Below are 13966 nucleotides of genomic sequence, written 5' to 3'. Positions count from 1 at the left end.
CTCGTCAACATGAACGACTTCGGCGGCTACAACCAGGTCTGGGCCGAGTACTTCGACGCCACCGGCCCCACCCGCACCACCGTCGCCGTGCACCAGCTACCCCACCCGCACCTGCTCATCGAGATCCAGGCAGTGGCCCTTCTTCCGTCAGGAGGTCAGTCGTGAGTGAGATCGCGGAGCCGTTCAGCTTCCCCGGTTGGATCGCGGAGAACCAGCACCTGCTCAAGCCGCCGGTCGGCAACAAGGAGATGTTCCCGGGCGGGGACGACTTCATCGTGATGGTGGTGGGCGGGCCCAACCAGCGCACCGACTTCCACGTCGACCCGTACGAGGAGTTCTTCTACCAGGTCAAGGGCAACATGCACGTCAACCTGATGACCCCGGAGGGGCCGCGTACGGTGCACGTGCGCGAGGGCCAGATGTGGATGCTGCCGCGCAACACCCCGCACTCGCCGCAGCGGCCCGAGGCCGGCTCGATCGGCGTGGTCGTGGAGCGGGTCCGCGAGGAGGGCACGCTGGAGAAGTTCCAGTGGTACTGCGCCGAGTGCGGGCACAAGGTGCACGAGGTGGAGTTGCAGGTCCGCGACATCGCCGCCGACCTGCCCCCGGTGTTCCAGGCGTTCTACGCCGACGAGGCCGCCCGCACCTGCGGGAACTGCGGCGCGCTGCACCCGGGCAAGGGCTGATGCCTGCCGGGTCCGGGCCGGCGCGGCCGCCCGTGGTCGACGTGCACACGCACGTCGTACCGAAGGGGTGGCCGGACCTCGGCGCGGCGTGCGGCGGGTCCGGCTGGCCCTGGCTGCGGGTCGACTCCGAGCGGGCGGCCATGATCATGGTGGGGGAGACGGAGTTCCGCCCGGTCGGGGCCGAGTGCTGGGACGCGCCGACCCGCCTCGGCGACATGGACGCCGACGGCGTGGACGTGCAGGTCGTGTCGCCCACCCCGGTCTTCTTCAGCTACGACCGGCCCGCCGACCAGGCGGTCAAGGTGGCCCGGATCTTCAACGACCGCACCCTGGAGGTCACCGCCGCCGGTGGCGACCGGCTGGTGCCGTTCTGCCAGGTGCCGTTGCAGGACCCGGAGGCGGCCTGCGCCGAGTTGGACCGCTGCCTCGCGGCCGGGCACGCCGGGGTGGAGATCGGCAACCACGTCGGCGACCGCGACCTGGACGACGCCGGGATCGTGGAGTTCCTGACGCACTGCGCCGAGGTGGGCGCGCCGGTCTTCGTGCACCCGTGGGACATGCCGGGCGGCCCCCGGCTGGACCGGTGGATGGCCCGCTGGCTCGCCGGGATGCCCGCCGAGACGCACCTGTCGGTGCTGGCGCTGATCCTCGGCGGCGTCTTCGACCGGGTGCCCGACACGCTGCGGATCTGCTTCGCGCACGGCGGCGGCAGCTTCCCGTTCTGGCTGGGCCGCGCCGACAACGCCTGGCACCGCCGGGGCGACCTGGTACGCGGTGCCTCCACCGCCCCGCCCAGCTCGTACGTCGACCGGTTCTGCGTCGACTCGGTGGTCTTCTCCGCGCCCGCGCTGCGGCTGCTGGTCGACACGATGGGCGCCGAACGGGTGCTCGTCGGCAGCGACTACCCGTACCCGCTCGGGGAGCGGCCGGTCGGCCGGGTGGTGCGCGAGGCGGACTTCCTCACCGACGAGCAGCGCGACCTGCTGCTCGGGGGCAACGCGCTGCGCTTCCTCGGCACCCGCTCCTGACCCGCGCCCGGGCGGCGCGGTCCCCGAGGGGCCCCGCGCCGCCCGGCGGGTGGAATCCGGAGCCGTCGCGGCCCCCAGTGCGCGCGACGGCCCCGGAGCATGGGGTTCAGGAGTGCGGGCAGGTGTCCCGGTACTCCTCGATCGCCGAGCCCCGCGGGGCCGGGCAGAGGAACTGCTCGTAGCGGGTGTCGTCGTCGACGAACCGCTTGAGCCAGGAGATGCTGTACTTCGCCACCGTCACGTTCGCCGAGGTCGGCGCGGAGTGGCTCGCCGCGTTCAGCTCCAGGTACGCCTTGTCCAGCGTGGCCGGCAGGCTGGTGTAGAACGGCTCCGAGTGCGACGAGACCGGGGCCACGGTGTCGTTCTCGGCCCCGATGACCAGGGTCGGTACCCGCACCGTGGACCAGCTCTTCTGGGTGTGCCAGCCGGTCAGCGGGATCGCCGCCTGCAACGCGGGCCGGGTGCTGGCCGCCGACAGGCTGCCTCCGCCGCCCATCGAGTGACCCATCACGGCGAGCCGGTTCCTGTCGATCCGGGTGCGGACGGTGCTGGTGTTGGTCAGGTAGTCCAGGGCGGCCAGCAACTGGGTGCCCCGGCTGGCCGGCTGGTCGTACACGGACCGGGTGTCGATGGTGATGACGACGAAGCCCTGCGAGGCCAGGCGCGGGCCGAGCCACGCGACCGACGTCTGGCGCGCGGTGAAGCCGGGGGAGATGGCGACCGCGCCGAAGGTGCCCTCGGCGGTGCTCGTCGGGTAGTAGATCGTCCCGCCGCCGAAGCCGCTGACGCTGCTGGCGCCCACTGTGGTCTGTGCGGTGGCGAACGGGCCCCGGGTGGCCTCGATGCTGGCCACGGTGGGCGCGGGGCCGCGCTCGTAGGGGTTGGCGGCGAGTGGCGCGGCCGTAGGCAGGTCCCGGGCGCCGGCGGGTGCGGCGGGTGCGGCGGCCAGGCTCGCGCCGACCAGGGCGAGGGCCAGCAACGGACGGGTGGCGCGCGAGGACCAGCGGCGGCGGGGGACGGGGTGCAGAGCGGGTAGAGGTTGCACGGCGACGCTCCTGCGGGGGTGGGGGTCGGTGGCGGCGTTGCGGGGGGCCACCGGGTGGACGGTGATCGCCATCGATCGGGTCCATCCTGCGTGCCGGGTGCCGGTGGCGGGTCATCCCGATGTGGTCATGTCCGGGAGGATATGGCGCTCGTCGCACCGCCGGCCGGCCGTGTCGTACGGCACAGTGGCGGCCGGACGGGCAGGATGAGGGGATGGCCGAGCCGCACGACCTGACCGCGCTGGAGCAGGCCGCCGCGATCGCCCGGGGCGAGCTGTCCAGCGTCGAACTGGTCGAGCACCACCTGACCCGCGTCGACGCGCTCGGCGACACCGTCGGCGCGTTCGTCACGGTCACCGGCGAGCGGGCCCGCGCGGCGGCCCGCGCCGCCGACGCCGTCCCCGCCGACGAGCGCGGCCCGTTGCACGGCGTGCCGACCGCGATCAAGGACCTGACCCTCACCGCCGGGGTGCGCACCACCTTCGGCTCGGCGGCGTTCGCCGACTTCGTGCCGCCCGTGGACGCCGACGTGGTCCGGTTCATGGCGGAGGCCGGGCTGGTGAGCCTGGGCAAGACCACCACCTCCGAGCTGGGCTGTTCGCTCTACTCGGAGGGGCTGGTCGCGCCGCCGGCCCGCAACCCGTGGGACCTGGCGTACACCGCCGGCGGCTCCAGCGGAGGGGCGGCGGCGGCCGTCGCGGCCGGGCTGGTGCCGGTCGCCCAGGGCTCCGACGGCGGCGGCTCGCTGCGCATCCCGGCGTCGCTGTGCGGCCTGGTCGGCTACAAGCCGAGCCGGGGGCTGGTCTCCGGGGGGCCGGTCGGCTCCGGCGCCTTCGGCCTGCCCACCAACGGCCCGATCGGGCGTACGGTCGCCGACGTGGCGGCGCTGCTCGACGTGCTGGCCCGGCCGGTGCCCGGCGAGCCCTACCTGGCGCCCGTCCCGCCCTCGGGCGGCTGGCTCGGCGCGGCCCGTGCGGCCGACCCGGGGCGGCTGCGCGTCGGGCGGTTCACCGCCCCGATGCTCGCCGACGAGCCGGTGCACCCCGACTGCCTCGCCGCCGTGGACCGGGCGGCGGCGCTGCTCACCGCCGCCGGCCACGAGGTGGTTGACGTCCCCGCGCCCCTCGGGCCCGCCGTGTGGCCGCTGTTCGAGATCGTCTGGTACGTGCTGGCGCTCGCGCCCGTGCCGCGCGGGCGGGAGAGCGCGCTGCTGCCGCTGACCCGCCATCTGCGGGCCCGGGGCGCGGAGATCTCCGCCGGCACCCTCACCGCCACGCTCGGCGAACTCCAGGCGCAGGTACGCCTCGGGGTGCGCCGCACCGCCGGCTGCGACCTGCTGCTCTGCCCGACCCTCGCCGCGCCGCAGGCGCCGCTGGGCTGGTTCGCCGAGGGGGGCGACCCGGCCGAGGACTTCGACCGGCAACGCCGGTTCTCGCCGTACTGCGCCGTGTTCAACGTCACGGGTGATCCGTCCGTGTCCCTGCCGGTGGGCGTCACCGCCGAGGGGCTGCCCGTGGGGGTCCTGCTGACCGGCCGGTACGGCGACGACGCGAGGTTGATCGCCACGGCTGCGCAACTGGAGCACTCCAGTGGCGGATGGGATCGCCACCCCGCAATCTGGCGGGCCGTGGGCTCCGCTAACGTGAATGGCAGCGGTGTCGGGAGGTCGGCGCCATGATCGTCCACCCGACCCGGATCCTTGAGGTCTCTTCTTCCGCCTGGGGGCGTTGGGATTGTCTGTAACCGAGACGTTGCTGGTCTTCGTCGGCATCCCGGCGGCCGCGGTGCTGGTGATCGCCGGTCTGGCGTACGCCGGTAGTCGTGGCGGCGGCGGTGGCGGCGCCAAGCGCTACCGGCCGGGCCGGTCCTTCGACTTCACTCCGGTCTGGTTCCTGGGCCGGCCGGAGCAGCTGGCCGACTCGGCCGGCACCGCCCTGGCAGCGGGCGCGCAGGCGCCGGCGCTGACCAGCCGCAAGCAGGAGCAGGCCGGCATCGAGGCGCCGGCTGGTGGAACCGGAGGCGCAAGTGACCGTTGGTGAGAAGCAGGCCGGGACGGGGAATCCGCCCGAGGTGCTGGACGGGCCGTTCTCGACCCGCCAGCTGCTGCGCATCGACGAGGCCCTGCGCCTGGCGGACCAGGGCACCGGCCTGGTCTTCTCGGTCTTCGTCGGCGGCCTCGACGAGCCGGTCCGGGAGCACGCGGAGCGGCTGCACCGCCAGCTCGCCGAGCCCGACCGGTCGGTCCTGATCGCGGTGTCGCCCAACCAGCGGCAGCTGGAGATCGTCACCGGCCGGCACGCCCGCAAGCGCATCCCCGACACCTACGCCCGGCTCGCCGCGCTGTCGATGGTGGCGGCGTTCGGCGGCGGCGACCTGGCCGGCGGCATCATCAACGGCCTCGACCAGCTCGCCAGCCACGCCGGCAAGGGCTGACCGACCCGAGCCCACCCGACGTCCAACGGTGAAGCCCGGTCCGCACCGCGGACCGGGCTTCACCGTGTCGGGCGTACGTCAGGCGCTGCGGGCGTCCCGCTCGCGGGCCCGCAGGGCGCGGACGACGCCGTCGCGGCCCTCGCCCACCAGCCGGCGCAGCGGGGCCGAGTGGCCGTCGCCGGCCAGCCACGCGTCGGTGGCCGCCACGGTCTCGTCGTCCACCAGGTACGCCGGGTACGCCAGCTGCGCGAACTCCTGCGCCGGCTCGCTGTCCCGGCTGCCCCAGACCTGGTCCACCGTGGCGAAGTACGCGTCGCGGTAGGGCACCGTCAGCTCGACCTGCGCCGGGTGGATGAGGCCCTGCAACAGCGCCCGGTTGCGCCAGTTCGGCAGCGACTCCGGGCCGGTCAGCTGAGCCCAGACGGCGGCCTTGTTCTCCGCCGTCGGCACCAGCGCGTGCGCGTACGCGGCCTCGCGCTCGCCACTGGCCGTGCGGTCCCCGGCCAGCTCGGCCTCGATCTCGGCGGGACCGGCCGCGCCGTTGGCGACCAGCGCGTCCAGCACGGCCCAGCGCAGCTCGGTGTCGATGGACAGGCCCGCCGGGACGTCGGTGCCGGCCAGCCAGCCCCGCAGGGTGGCCAGGTCCTCGGCCGAGCGGGCCGCCGTGGCGTACGCGCGGGCCCAGGTCAGCTGGAAGCCGCTGCCCGGTTCCGCCGCCGCCAGCGTCGTCCGCGCGGTGCGGGCCAGCTCCGCCCAGCCGGTCGGCGCCCAGGCCGGGTCGGCGTAGAAGGTGAGCGCCGTCTTGGCCTGGCGCAGGGCGGCGTTGACCAGGTTGATGTCGGTCTCGGCGGGCAGCCCCGCCAGCACCAGCGCCACATAGTCGCGGGCGGCCAACTCGGCGTCGCGGGTCATGTCCCAGGCGGCGGTCCAGCACAGCGCGCGGGCCAGCGACGACTCGAAGCCGGCGATGTGCTGCACCACGGTGGCCATCGACCGCTCGTCGAGGCGCAGCTTGGTGTAGGTGAGGTCGTCGTCGTTGAGCAGCAGCACGTCGGCGGCGGGCACGCCGCGCAGCGCGGTCAGCTCGGTCCGCTCGCCGGCGACGTCGATCTCTTGCCGCTCGCGGCGGACCAGCCGGCCGTCGGTCAGGTCGTAGAGGCCCACGCCGATCCGGTGGGTACGCAGCGTCGGGTGCGCGGTGGGCGCCTCCTGGAGCACGACGACCTGCTCGTAGGTGCCGTCCGCGCCGATCGTCAGCTCCGGCCGCAGGGTGTTGACCTGCGCCGTCTCCAGCCACTGGGCGGCGAACTTGCGCAGCTCCCGGCCGGAGGCCGTCTCCAGCTCGGAGAGCAGGTCGTCGAAGGTGGCGTTGCCCCAGGCGTGCTTGGCGAAGTAGGCCCGCAGGCCGGCCAGGAACGGCTCCTCACCGACGTACGCGACGAGCTGCTTGAGCACGCTCGCGCCCTTGGCGTAGGTGATGCCGTCGAAGTTGACCTCGACCGCCTCCAGGTCCGGCATCTCGCAGTAGACCGGGTGGGTGGAGGAGAGCTGGTCCTGCCGGTAGCCCCAGTTCTTCCGGATGGACAGGAACGTCGTCCATGCCTCGGTGAAGCGGGTGGCGTGGGTGTTGCACCAGTGGCTGGCCCACTCGGCGAACGACTCGTTGAGCCACAGGTCGTTCCACCAGCGCATGGTGACCAGGTCACCGAACCACATGTGCGCCAGCTCGTGCAGGATCGTGTTGGCCCGCTGCTCGTACTCGTAGTCGGTCACCTGCGAGCGGAAGAGGTAGTGCGACTCGGCGTGCGTGACGCAGCCGAAGTTCTCCATGGCGCCGGCGTTGAAGTCGGGCACCCACAGCTGGTCGTACTTGGGCAGCGGGTAGCGCACGCCGAACTGCTCGTGGAAGAAGTCGAAGCCCTGCTTGGTGACCAGGAAGAGGTCGTCCGAGTCGAGGTGCGGCGCCATCGAGGCCCGGCAGAACGCGCCCAGGTCGATGCCGTCGTGGCTGTCCCGCACCTCGTGGTACGGCCCGGCGCAGAGGGCGGTGATGTAGGTGCTCATCCGCACCGAGGTGGTGAGGTGGACCGTCTTCAGCCCCTCGCCCGCGGCCTCCTCCCGCTCCACCGGCATGTTCGAGACCACCTTCCAGTGGTCCGGGACGGTGGCGTGCCAGGTGTAGACGCTCTTCAGGTCGGGCTGGTCGAAGCAGGCGAAGACCCGCTGGGCGTCGGCCGTCTCGAACTGGCTGTAGAGGTAGGTCTCGCCGTCGACCGGGTCGACGGTGCGGTGCAGGCCCTGCCCGCTGTTCGAGTACGCGAAGTCCGCCTCGACGACGAGCGTGTTCTCGCTGTCCAGTCCCGACAGGGTCAGGCCCTTCTCGGCCGACCAGTCGCCCAGGTCCACCGGGGTCCCGTTCAGCGTCGCGGAGCGCACCGAGTCGGCGGCCAGCTCGATGAAGGTGCTCGCGCCGGGTTCCGCGCACCGGAACCGCACCTCGGTCCTCGAACGGAAGGTGCGAGCCTCGGCCGCCGCCCGTACGGCGGACGAGAGGTCCAGACTGATGTCGTATCCGGTCACGTCGAGCAGGCGGGCCCGCTCGGTGGCCTCGACCTGCGTCAGGTTGCGCACTCCCGGCACTTTTCGTCTCCATCCCGTTTCGCCGCACGCCTTGGTGGCGCCGTCATCGACCGCTCGTGACGGCCGGATTCGAGTCTTCCATGCACGAACACCCTGTGGTGGGCGAGGTCACGCTCTCATTCCGCTGTCGGTCGATACCCGCTGGGGTGAAGATCGCAGGAGGCGCCGGGAGGCCGGCGCACCCCGTTTTCGAAGGGACCAGCCGTGAGCGAGCGTGCCGCCGTAGACATGTTCTTCGACCCCCTCTGCCCGTGGGCGTGGATCACCTCCCGTTGGCTGCTGGAGGTGGAGCAGGTCCGGGACGTGGACGTCCGGTTCCGTGTGATGAGCCTCTCGGTGCTCAACGAGGGCCGGGACCTGCCGGAGCAGTACCAGGAGCTGATGCGGACCGGCTGGGGCCCGGTGCGGGTCTGCATCGCCGTCGAGCAGCGGTACGGCCAGGACGCCGTCCGGAAGCTCTACACCGCCCTCGGCACCCGGATCCACCTCGGGCAGGAGAAGCTCACGCGGGAGCTGTTCGTCGCCGCGCTGACCGACGTCGGGCTCGACCCGGCGCTGGCCGACGTCGCCGAGGGCACCGCCCACGACGAGGCGCTGCGGGCCAGCCACGAGGCCGGCATGCGTCCGGTCGGCACCGACGTCGGCACCCCGGTGATCCACGCGCCCGGCCCGGACGGCGGCACGGTCGCCTTCTTCGGCCCGGTGGTCACCCCGGCGCCGAAGGGGGAGGCCGCCGGCCGGCTCTGGGACGGCGTCCTGCTGGTCGCCGGCACCCCCGGCTTCTACGAGCTGAAGCGCTCCCGCGACCTCGACCCCATCTTCGACTGACTCCGCTCCTTCGCTTCGGCCCCACCGTGGGCACCTCCCGGACCGATCAGGGGGTTCGCGTCGTGAACCCCCTGATCGGCGGCGGGCGACGCGGGGCCCGGGGGAGGGCGGGGGCGTCACCGGGGTGGCGGCGGGATCGTTGGCCCGGGTGTCCGCCGCAGCGACCCGCAGGGCCGCACCCGCAGCTCGTGGAGGCAGTTCCGATGGCCAAGCACCGTGTGCCCGGTGACGACCCGTCGACCCGGGAGGGGGTGACCGAGCGCCCGGACGCGGCGTACTGGTCGGTCGACGACTCCCGCTGGCCGGCGGTCCGTCCCGACCTTCCCGCCCACATGGTGGACCTGCTCGCTCCGCCGATCGTGGTCGGCGTCGCCCGCGTGCCGGCCACCTCCCGGCTCACCCCGCCGACCGAGCACCGGCCGGTGCCGGCCGCGCCGGGCGGGACCCGGCGGATCGTGCCCGCCGGACCGGGCGTGCCGGGCCGGCGACCGGCGGGCGGCCCCACGCCGGGCGGCCGGCACCGCAGGACTGCGGGACAGTCCGACCGCACCGCCTGAATCCGGCGCCCCGCCCCGGTAGCTCTTTCATCTGGTGGACCCCGCGCGGGTCCCGCGCCGGCGGGACTCGCGTCGCCGGTAGCGTCTCCGCACATGACGGTCGTGCATCCGATCGCCCGGGCCTGGATCACCACTGGCGGCACCGGCGCGCAGAACTACGACGAGTTCGCCGACGACGCGGAGATCACCGCGATCATCGAGGCGAACCCGCACAGTGCCCTCGGCATCGAGATGCCGCACCGGGCCCCGGAGAGCCTGGGCAGGTCCTTCCTCGACGCCCTGCCGGACGCGGTGACCCGGCTCGCCGAGGCCAAGGCCGACGGCAGCTACACGCCGGCCGAGCAGGTCGTGGTTCTCTACCGGATCAGCGCGCCGGGGGAGGAGAACGCGTACGGGCTCTTCGCCATGGTGGACACCGACCAGATCTCCACCCGCGCCGACGAGCCCGGGCTGGTCATCCGCAACGAGGACGTCTTCATCGCGAAGGTGCGGGAGCGGGTGGCGCTCGCCGAGGCGCTGGGGCACCTGCTGTCGCCCGTACTCCTGCTCCAGACCGGGCGCGGCGACGAGCTGCACGCCGCCCTCGCGGCGGCGACCGACGCGGCCGGCGCGCCGGCGGCGACCGACACCGACCAGGCCGGGCGCACCCACGCCATCTGGCTGCTCGGGCCGGGCCCGCGCCAGGACGAGCTGACCGCCCTGGCAGGCGGCGGCGAGCTGGTCGTGGCCGACGGCAACCACCGCAGCCTGGCCGCGCAGACCGGCGGGCTGCCGCGCTTCCTGTCCGTGATCACGACGCCGGCCTCGGTGGCGATCCAGCCCTACAACCGGCTGGTCAGCGAGCTGACCACCAGCGCCGACGACCTGCTCGACCGGCTCCGCGCCGCCGGCGCGGAGGTCACCCCGATCGACGGCCCGGTCGAGGTCCCGGCGACCGGCGGCACCGTGCACCTCCGCCTCGCCGGCCAGGGGTACGCGGTCACCCTGCCGCACGTCGGCGAGAACCGGCTGGAGAACCTGGACCACGCCCTGGTCGAGCGGCTGCTCCTGCGCGACGCGCTCGGGCTCGACCCGGGCGACAAGCGGATCACCTACGTCGGCGGCGACTACCCGGCGAGCTGGCTGACCGGCGAGGTCGACGCGGGCCGGGCCGAGCTGGCGGTGCTGGTCGCCCCGGTGACGGTGGACGACTTCGTCGCGGTCAACCTGGCCCGGGAGAAGATGCCGCGCAAGAGCACCTGGTTCACCCCGAAGGCCCGCGGCGGCCTGGTGGTCGCCGAGCTGTCCCGCTGACCCTGTGACGAATCCGCCTCCGGGACGCCGCCCGCGCGTCGTCCCGGAGGCGCGCCTGACAGACTGCGCGGTATGCGCGTCTACCTGGGATCCGACCACGCCGGTTTCGAGTTGAAGGTGCACCTGGTCAACCACCTGACCAAGGAGGGGCACGACGTGGTCGACGTCGGCCCGCACGCCTTCGACCCGGACGACGACTACCCGGCCTTCTGCCTGCACACCGGTGACCGGGTGGTGGCTGACGAGGGCAGCCTCGGGGTGGTCATCGGCGGCTCGGGCAACGGCGAGCAGATCGCCGCGAACAAGGTGGCCGGCGTCCGGGCGGCCCTCGCCTGGAGCATCGACACCGCCCAGCTGGCCCGCGAGCACAACGACGCGAACATCGTCGCGGTCGGCGCCCGCCAGCACACGCTGGACGAGGCCACCGCCATCGTCGAGGCGTTCCTGACGACCCCGTTCTCGGGCAACGAGCGGCACGCCCGCCGGATTGCCCAGGTGGCCGACTACGAGAGCACCCGCCAGCTCCCCACGCTGCCCTGACCGCGTGACCGCGTGACCGCCTTCCCGCCAGGGCCGGGGGTCAGCGGCGGGGGAGGTCCTCGCGGGGCGTCCAGTTGCGGCGGATGATCACCACGCGTTCCTCGGCCGCGGCCAGGTCCTCGTCCGTGGGGCGGGAGGCGTCGCGGGCCCGCATCGCGGCGGTCACGCTCACCTGGGAGGAGCCGGGGCCGACGAGACCCCGCAGGCCGCGGTCGCCCTCGTCACCCGGGCCGCCCCGGCGGGCACGCGGCGGCTCGGGGCCGTCGTGCACCCCGGCGGTCGTCGCGTTGGGGCCCCCGGTCGCGCCCGCGTCACCGCTCGGGTGCCGTACCCGGCGCCGGCGTCGCTCCGTGTCACCCATCAGCCGACCGTACCGCCCCGACCCGATCGGCGCTGGCTCGCGGACCCGGCGCTGGCTCGCGGGTTCGGTGCCGATTTGCGGGTCCGTGTCGGCTCGCGGGTCCGGCGCGTGGTGCGGGGAGTGGTCGGTGACCTCGGTCACGACGACCCGGCCGTCTGCGCACGTCGGGTCGGCCGGCCCCGCTGTGGCCAGCGGATCGGGGCCCGCGCCCGGGTGCGGCCTCGGCGACCGGTTTGCGGGCTGGCTACCCTCGGAACGGACGGCGGCCGGTGGTCGCCGTCGTCCAGGGGAGGGACGAGATGGTCGACCAGACGCAGCCGTGGGCCGAGCGGACCGTCGAGGTGCCGCCGCAGCCCGGTGCCGGGGTGCCGCCGCAGCGCGACGCGTACCAGCGGGGGGTGGCCTCGGTCGGGCAGTCCCGTACGACGCGTACCGAGCCGTTCCCCGTCGTCGAGCACGAGCCGACGGGCACCGGGTGGCCCGACGCGCCGGCCCCGCGCCGCCCGCTGAGCTGGCACGTCGAGCAGTTGAAGCGCGGCGGCGAGTGGAGTGCGGCCGGCGCGCTCTTCGCCTTCGTCTGCTGGGGGATCTGGGCCATCTCGGGCGGCGGGAACCTGGGCGGCCCGTTCCTGATCTTCCTGCTGAGCCTGCTGGTGGCCGTCGGCCTCTTCGCGTTGGCCCGGCTGCTCGGCCGGGTGGTGCTGGAGCGGCAGCTGGGTCGGGTGCGGCGCAGCGCGCGCGGGGCGCACCTGGTGACGGCGGTCTTCCTGGCCGGTCTCGGGATCGCCTACCTCCAGCAGACCGAGTGGGTCGTGTCGGCCTGGAACTGGATCAGCAACAACTGACCGTACGCCCGGGCGGGCCGGCCTGCGCCGCCCGCCCGCGCGCCCGGTCGCGGCGTCTCGCGACCTCCGGTCGTTCCACCAGGTCGCCGGCCGCTTACCCGGCCGGCCGCGGTTCATCCGCGCCCGGCCGGAGCTGATCCGCAGCTCAGTGCTTCCCGCCGTGACCCTCCGCGTCGGCCTTCGGCGAGGCCACCCGGGCCGCCGGGTCCTCGACGCCGGGCTCCCCGCCGTCCGGCGCCACCATTCCATCGTAGTTGTAGACCGTGCCGTCCTCGCCGTGCTGCTTCGTGGTCCGGATGTAGCGGTGCATCATGCCGTCGATCTCCACCTCGAGCAGGGCGTCGCCGCCCGTGTCGATGGTGCTGCCGTCCCGGGGTCCGCCAACGAGGTGTGCCTTCGTGTTCGTGTCCATGTCCAGGCCGTACCCGGGCGGTCCCGGCGCAAAACGGGCGATGCGCGTCCCGCGCGCCGAATCCTGGTCGGCTGCGGTATGACCGACGCGGGATGTGTCAGGGCATTGCTATCCATCGATAGATATCCATAGGCTCCCGCCATCGGTTTCCGGCGCGCCGCCTCGGCCCGCCGCGAGGGTTCGGGAGGCTCCCATGGTCCGTTGGCGCACACTCGTCGGTCGGTTGGCCGCCGCGTTGGTGGCGGTCACCGCCGGCTCGTTCGTCCTGGCTGTTCCGGCCTCCGCCAAGCCCGGGCCCGAGGTGACCCCGTACGTCGTGGGCGGCACGCTGGCCGCGCAGGGCGAGTTCCCCTTCATGGTCCGGCTCTCCATGGGCTGCGGCGGTTCCCTCTACAGCCCGCGCCTGGTGCTGACGGCCGCGCACTGCGTCGGCGGGACCGGTACGAACACCAGCATCACCGCCACCCTCGGCGTCGTGGACCTCCAGTCGTCGAGCCGGATCCAGGTGCGCTCGAACTACGTCTACCGGGCGCCTGGCTACAACGGCAACGGCAAGGACTGGGCCCTGATCCGGCTGGCCACGCCGGTCACCACGCTCCCGACGCTGAAGATCGCCACCAGCACCGCGTACGACAACGGCACCTTCACGGTCGCCGGCTGGGGCGCCACCCGCGAGGGCGGCGCGCAGCAGCGCTACCTGCGCAAGGCCAGCGTGCCGTTCGTCAGCGACGCGACCTGCAACTCCTACTACGGCGGGCAGATCATCGCGAACGAGGAGATCTGCGCCGGCTACGCCAGCGGCGGCATCGACACCTGCCAGGGGGACTCGGGCGGCCCGATGTTCCGGCGCGACGCGAGCAACGCCTGGATCCAGGTCGGCATCGTGAGCTGGGGCAACGGCTGCGCCCGGCCCTCCTACCCCGGCGTCTACACCCAGGTGAGCACCTTCGCCCCGGCGATCGCCTCGGCGGCGGCGAGCCTCGGCGGCTGACCCGGAACCAACCCTGGGGGCCCGGCCGGCTCGTCCGGCCGGGCCCCCGCGCGTGCTCCGGCTGGCCTTGCCTGGCGTCGGCCCCGCGCGTGCTCCGGCTGGCCCTGACCGTGCGCCCGCCCGACGGTTCCGCGCGGCGGGCCGCTCGGGTCGCGGCCTCGACTTCGAGCGACAGAAAGTGAGGTGGCGGAAAGGTGCCTGCTCCCCATCTCCGATCGGTCCTCTGATGTTCGCGGCCGGCGATGGGGGCATGGATGGGCGCCGATAGGCGTAGGTCGCTTTGTCGTATGTCGATCCCGCCTGTCGATC

Annotated in this window: 16 protein-coding genes; 12 read left to right on the top strand and 4 right to left on the bottom strand. The window is 73.7% G+C overall.

The window, feature by feature from the left end; translation table 11 throughout:
• From ACGFNF_RS29225 to ACGFNF_RS29215, 3 genes are all read left to right on the top strand, one after another.
• Positions 1-165, top strand: a 165-nt coding sequence (locus ACGFNF_RS29225) for a RidA family protein (protein ID WP_393172084.1), incomplete at its 5' end; no start/stop codon positions are given.
• Complete coding sequence (locus ACGFNF_RS29220; protein ID WP_132239299.1) at positions 162-686, top strand: 3-hydroxyanthranilate 3,4-dioxygenase; 525 nt, start codon at positions 162-164, stop codon at positions 684-686. The genes ACGFNF_RS29225 and ACGFNF_RS29220, both read left to right, overlap by 4 nt.
• The gene (locus tag ACGFNF_RS29215) at positions 686-1714 is read left to right on the top strand and encodes an amidohydrolase family protein (RefSeq protein WP_393172079.1); all 1029 of its coding nucleotides are present in this window, start codon (positions 686-688) and stop codon (positions 1712-1714) included. The genes ACGFNF_RS29220 and ACGFNF_RS29215 overlap by 1 nt, the downstream gene beginning before the upstream one ends.
• 106 nt (positions 1715-1820) lie before the next feature.
• Here the strand turns inward: ACGFNF_RS29215 and ACGFNF_RS29210 are convergent, their stop codons facing one another.
• Complete coding sequence (locus ACGFNF_RS29210; protein WP_393172077.1) at positions 1821-2831, bottom strand: alpha/beta hydrolase; 1011 nt, start codon at positions 2829-2831, stop codon at positions 1821-1823.
• A gap of 140 nt (positions 2832-2971) precedes the next feature.
• Here ACGFNF_RS29210 and ACGFNF_RS29205 point away from each other — a divergent pair, with 140 nt between their 5' ends.
• The 3 genes from ACGFNF_RS29205 to ACGFNF_RS29195 all read left to right on the top strand — a co-directional run bounded on the left by ACGFNF_RS29205 (position 2972) and on the right by ACGFNF_RS29195 (position 5190).
• Positions 2972-4435, top strand: coding sequence for an amidase (locus ACGFNF_RS29205; RefSeq protein WP_393172075.1), 1464 nt, complete (start codon positions 2972-2974; stop codon positions 4433-4435).
• A gap of 73 nt (positions 4436-4508) precedes the next feature.
• The gene (locus tag ACGFNF_RS29200) at positions 4509-4796 is read left to right on the top strand and encodes a hypothetical protein (protein WP_132239469.1); all 288 of its coding nucleotides are present in this window, start codon (positions 4509-4511) and stop codon (positions 4794-4796) included.
• Positions 4783-5190: a DUF5130 family protein gene (locus ACGFNF_RS29195; protein ID WP_357578342.1), complete on the top strand. Its 408-nt coding sequence runs from the start codon at positions 4783-4785 to the stop codon at positions 5188-5190. The genes ACGFNF_RS29200 and ACGFNF_RS29195 overlap by 14 nt, the downstream gene beginning before the upstream one ends.
• A 78-nt stretch (positions 5191-5268) precedes the next feature.
• On the opposite strand, the gene pepN is transcribed toward ACGFNF_RS29195, so the two are convergent.
• Complete coding sequence (gene pepN / locus ACGFNF_RS29190; protein WP_393172073.1) at positions 5269-7821, bottom strand: aminopeptidase N; 2553 nt, start codon at positions 7819-7821, stop codon at positions 5269-5271.
• 213 nt (positions 7822-8034) lie between these two features.
• Here pepN and ACGFNF_RS29185 point away from each other — a divergent pair, with 213 nt between their 5' ends.
• The 4 genes from ACGFNF_RS29185 (at position 8035) to ACGFNF_RS29170 (ending at position 11048) form a co-directional block, all read left to right on the top strand.
• The gene (locus ACGFNF_RS29185) at positions 8035-8658 is read left to right on the top strand and encodes a disulfide bond formation protein DsbA (RefSeq protein ID WP_393172071.1); all 624 of its coding nucleotides are present in this window, start codon (positions 8035-8037) and stop codon (positions 8656-8658) included.
• A gap of 203 nt (positions 8659-8861) precedes the next feature.
• Positions 8862-9215, top strand: coding sequence for a hypothetical protein (locus ACGFNF_RS29180; protein ID WP_393172069.1), 354 nt, complete (start codon positions 8862-8864; stop codon positions 9213-9215).
• 93 nt (positions 9216-9308) lie between these two features.
• Positions 9309-10508 carry a DUF1015 family protein gene (locus tag ACGFNF_RS29175; protein ID WP_393172068.1) on the top strand — a complete coding sequence of 400 codons (1200 nt, stop codon included), beginning with the start codon at positions 9309-9311 and terminating at the stop codon, positions 10506-10508.
• A gap of 72 nt (positions 10509-10580) precedes the next feature.
• On the top strand, positions 10581-11048 hold the full coding sequence (locus ACGFNF_RS29170; RefSeq protein ID WP_151457188.1) for a ribose-5-phosphate isomerase: 468 nt from the start codon (positions 10581-10583) through the stop codon (positions 11046-11048).
• A 40-nt stretch (positions 11049-11088) separates the two neighbouring features.
• On the opposite strand, the gene ACGFNF_RS29165 is transcribed toward ACGFNF_RS29170, so the two are convergent.
• Positions 11089-11409 (bottom strand): hypothetical protein, encoded by a 321-nt coding sequence (locus tag ACGFNF_RS29165; protein ID WP_393172066.1) that lies wholly within the window; start codon positions 11407-11409, stop codon positions 11089-11091.
• Positions 11410-11708: 299 nt separating this feature from the next.
• Between ACGFNF_RS29165 and ACGFNF_RS29160 the strand changes: the two genes are divergently transcribed.
• A complete protein-coding gene (locus ACGFNF_RS29160; RefSeq protein ID WP_151457190.1) occupies positions 11709-12254 on the top strand; it encodes a hypothetical protein in 546 nt (181 codons plus the stop codon).
• 145 nt (positions 12255-12399) lie between these two features.
• On the opposite strand, the gene ACGFNF_RS29155 is transcribed toward ACGFNF_RS29160, so the two are convergent.
• The gene (locus ACGFNF_RS29155; RefSeq protein ID WP_393172064.1) at positions 12400-12666 is read right to left on the bottom strand and encodes a hypothetical protein; all 267 of its coding nucleotides are present in this window, start codon (positions 12664-12666) and stop codon (positions 12400-12402) included.
• Positions 12667-12859: 193 nt separating this feature from the next.
• On the opposite strand from ACGFNF_RS29155, the gene ACGFNF_RS29150 reads away from it, so the two are divergent.
• Complete coding sequence (locus tag ACGFNF_RS29150) at positions 12860-13657, top strand: trypsin-like serine protease (protein ID WP_132239275.1); 798 nt, start codon at positions 12860-12862, stop codon at positions 13655-13657.
• Positions 13658-13966 lie beyond the last annotated feature (309 nt).

It is taken from the genome of Micromonospora sp. NPDC048868, from assembly GCF_043198195.1.
Taxonomy (GTDB): domain Bacteria; phylum Actinomycetota; class Actinomycetes; order Mycobacteriales; family Micromonosporaceae; genus Micromonospora; species Micromonospora reichwaldensis.
This window is presented reverse-complemented; position numbering and strand designations above follow the sequence as displayed.

Bases quoted from the DNA above. Each gene is read 5' to 3' on its own strand.
- ACGFNF_RS29215 (WP_393172079.1), top strand. From the start codon at position 686: ATGCCTGCCGGGTCCGGGCCGGCGCGGCCGCCCGTGGTCGACGTGCAC.
- ACGFNF_RS29210 (WP_393172077.1), bottom strand. From the start codon at position 2,831: ATGGCGATCACCGTCCACCCGGTGGCCCCCCGCAACGCCGCCACCGAC.
- ACGFNF_RS29205 (WP_393172075.1), top strand. From the start codon at position 2,972: ATGGCCGAGCCGCACGACCTGACCGCGCTGGAGCAGGCCGCCGCGATC.
- ACGFNF_RS29180 (WP_393172069.1), top strand. From the start codon at position 8,862: ATGGCCAAGCACCGTGTGCCCGGTGACGACCCGTCGACCCGGGAGGGG.
- ACGFNF_RS29175 (WP_393172068.1), top strand. From the start codon at position 9,309: ATGACGGTCGTGCATCCGATCGCCCGGGCCTGGATCACCACTGGCGGC.
- ACGFNF_RS29170 (WP_151457188.1), top strand. From the start codon at position 10,581: ATGCGCGTCTACCTGGGATCCGACCACGCCGGTTTCGAGTTGAAGGTG.
- ACGFNF_RS29165 (WP_393172066.1), bottom strand. From the start codon at position 11,409: ATGGGTGACACGGAGCGACGCCGGCGCCGGGTACGGCACCCGAGCGGT.
- ACGFNF_RS29160 (WP_151457190.1), top strand. From the start codon at position 11,709: ATGGTCGACCAGACGCAGCCGTGGGCCGAGCGGACCGTCGAGGTGCCG.
- ACGFNF_RS29155 (WP_393172064.1), bottom strand. From the start codon at position 12,666: ATGGACACGAACACGAAGGCACACCTCGTTGGCGGACCCCGGGACGGC.
- ACGFNF_RS29150 (WP_132239275.1), top strand. From the start codon at position 12,860: ATGGTCCGTTGGCGCACACTCGTCGGTCGGTTGGCCGCCGCGTTGGTG.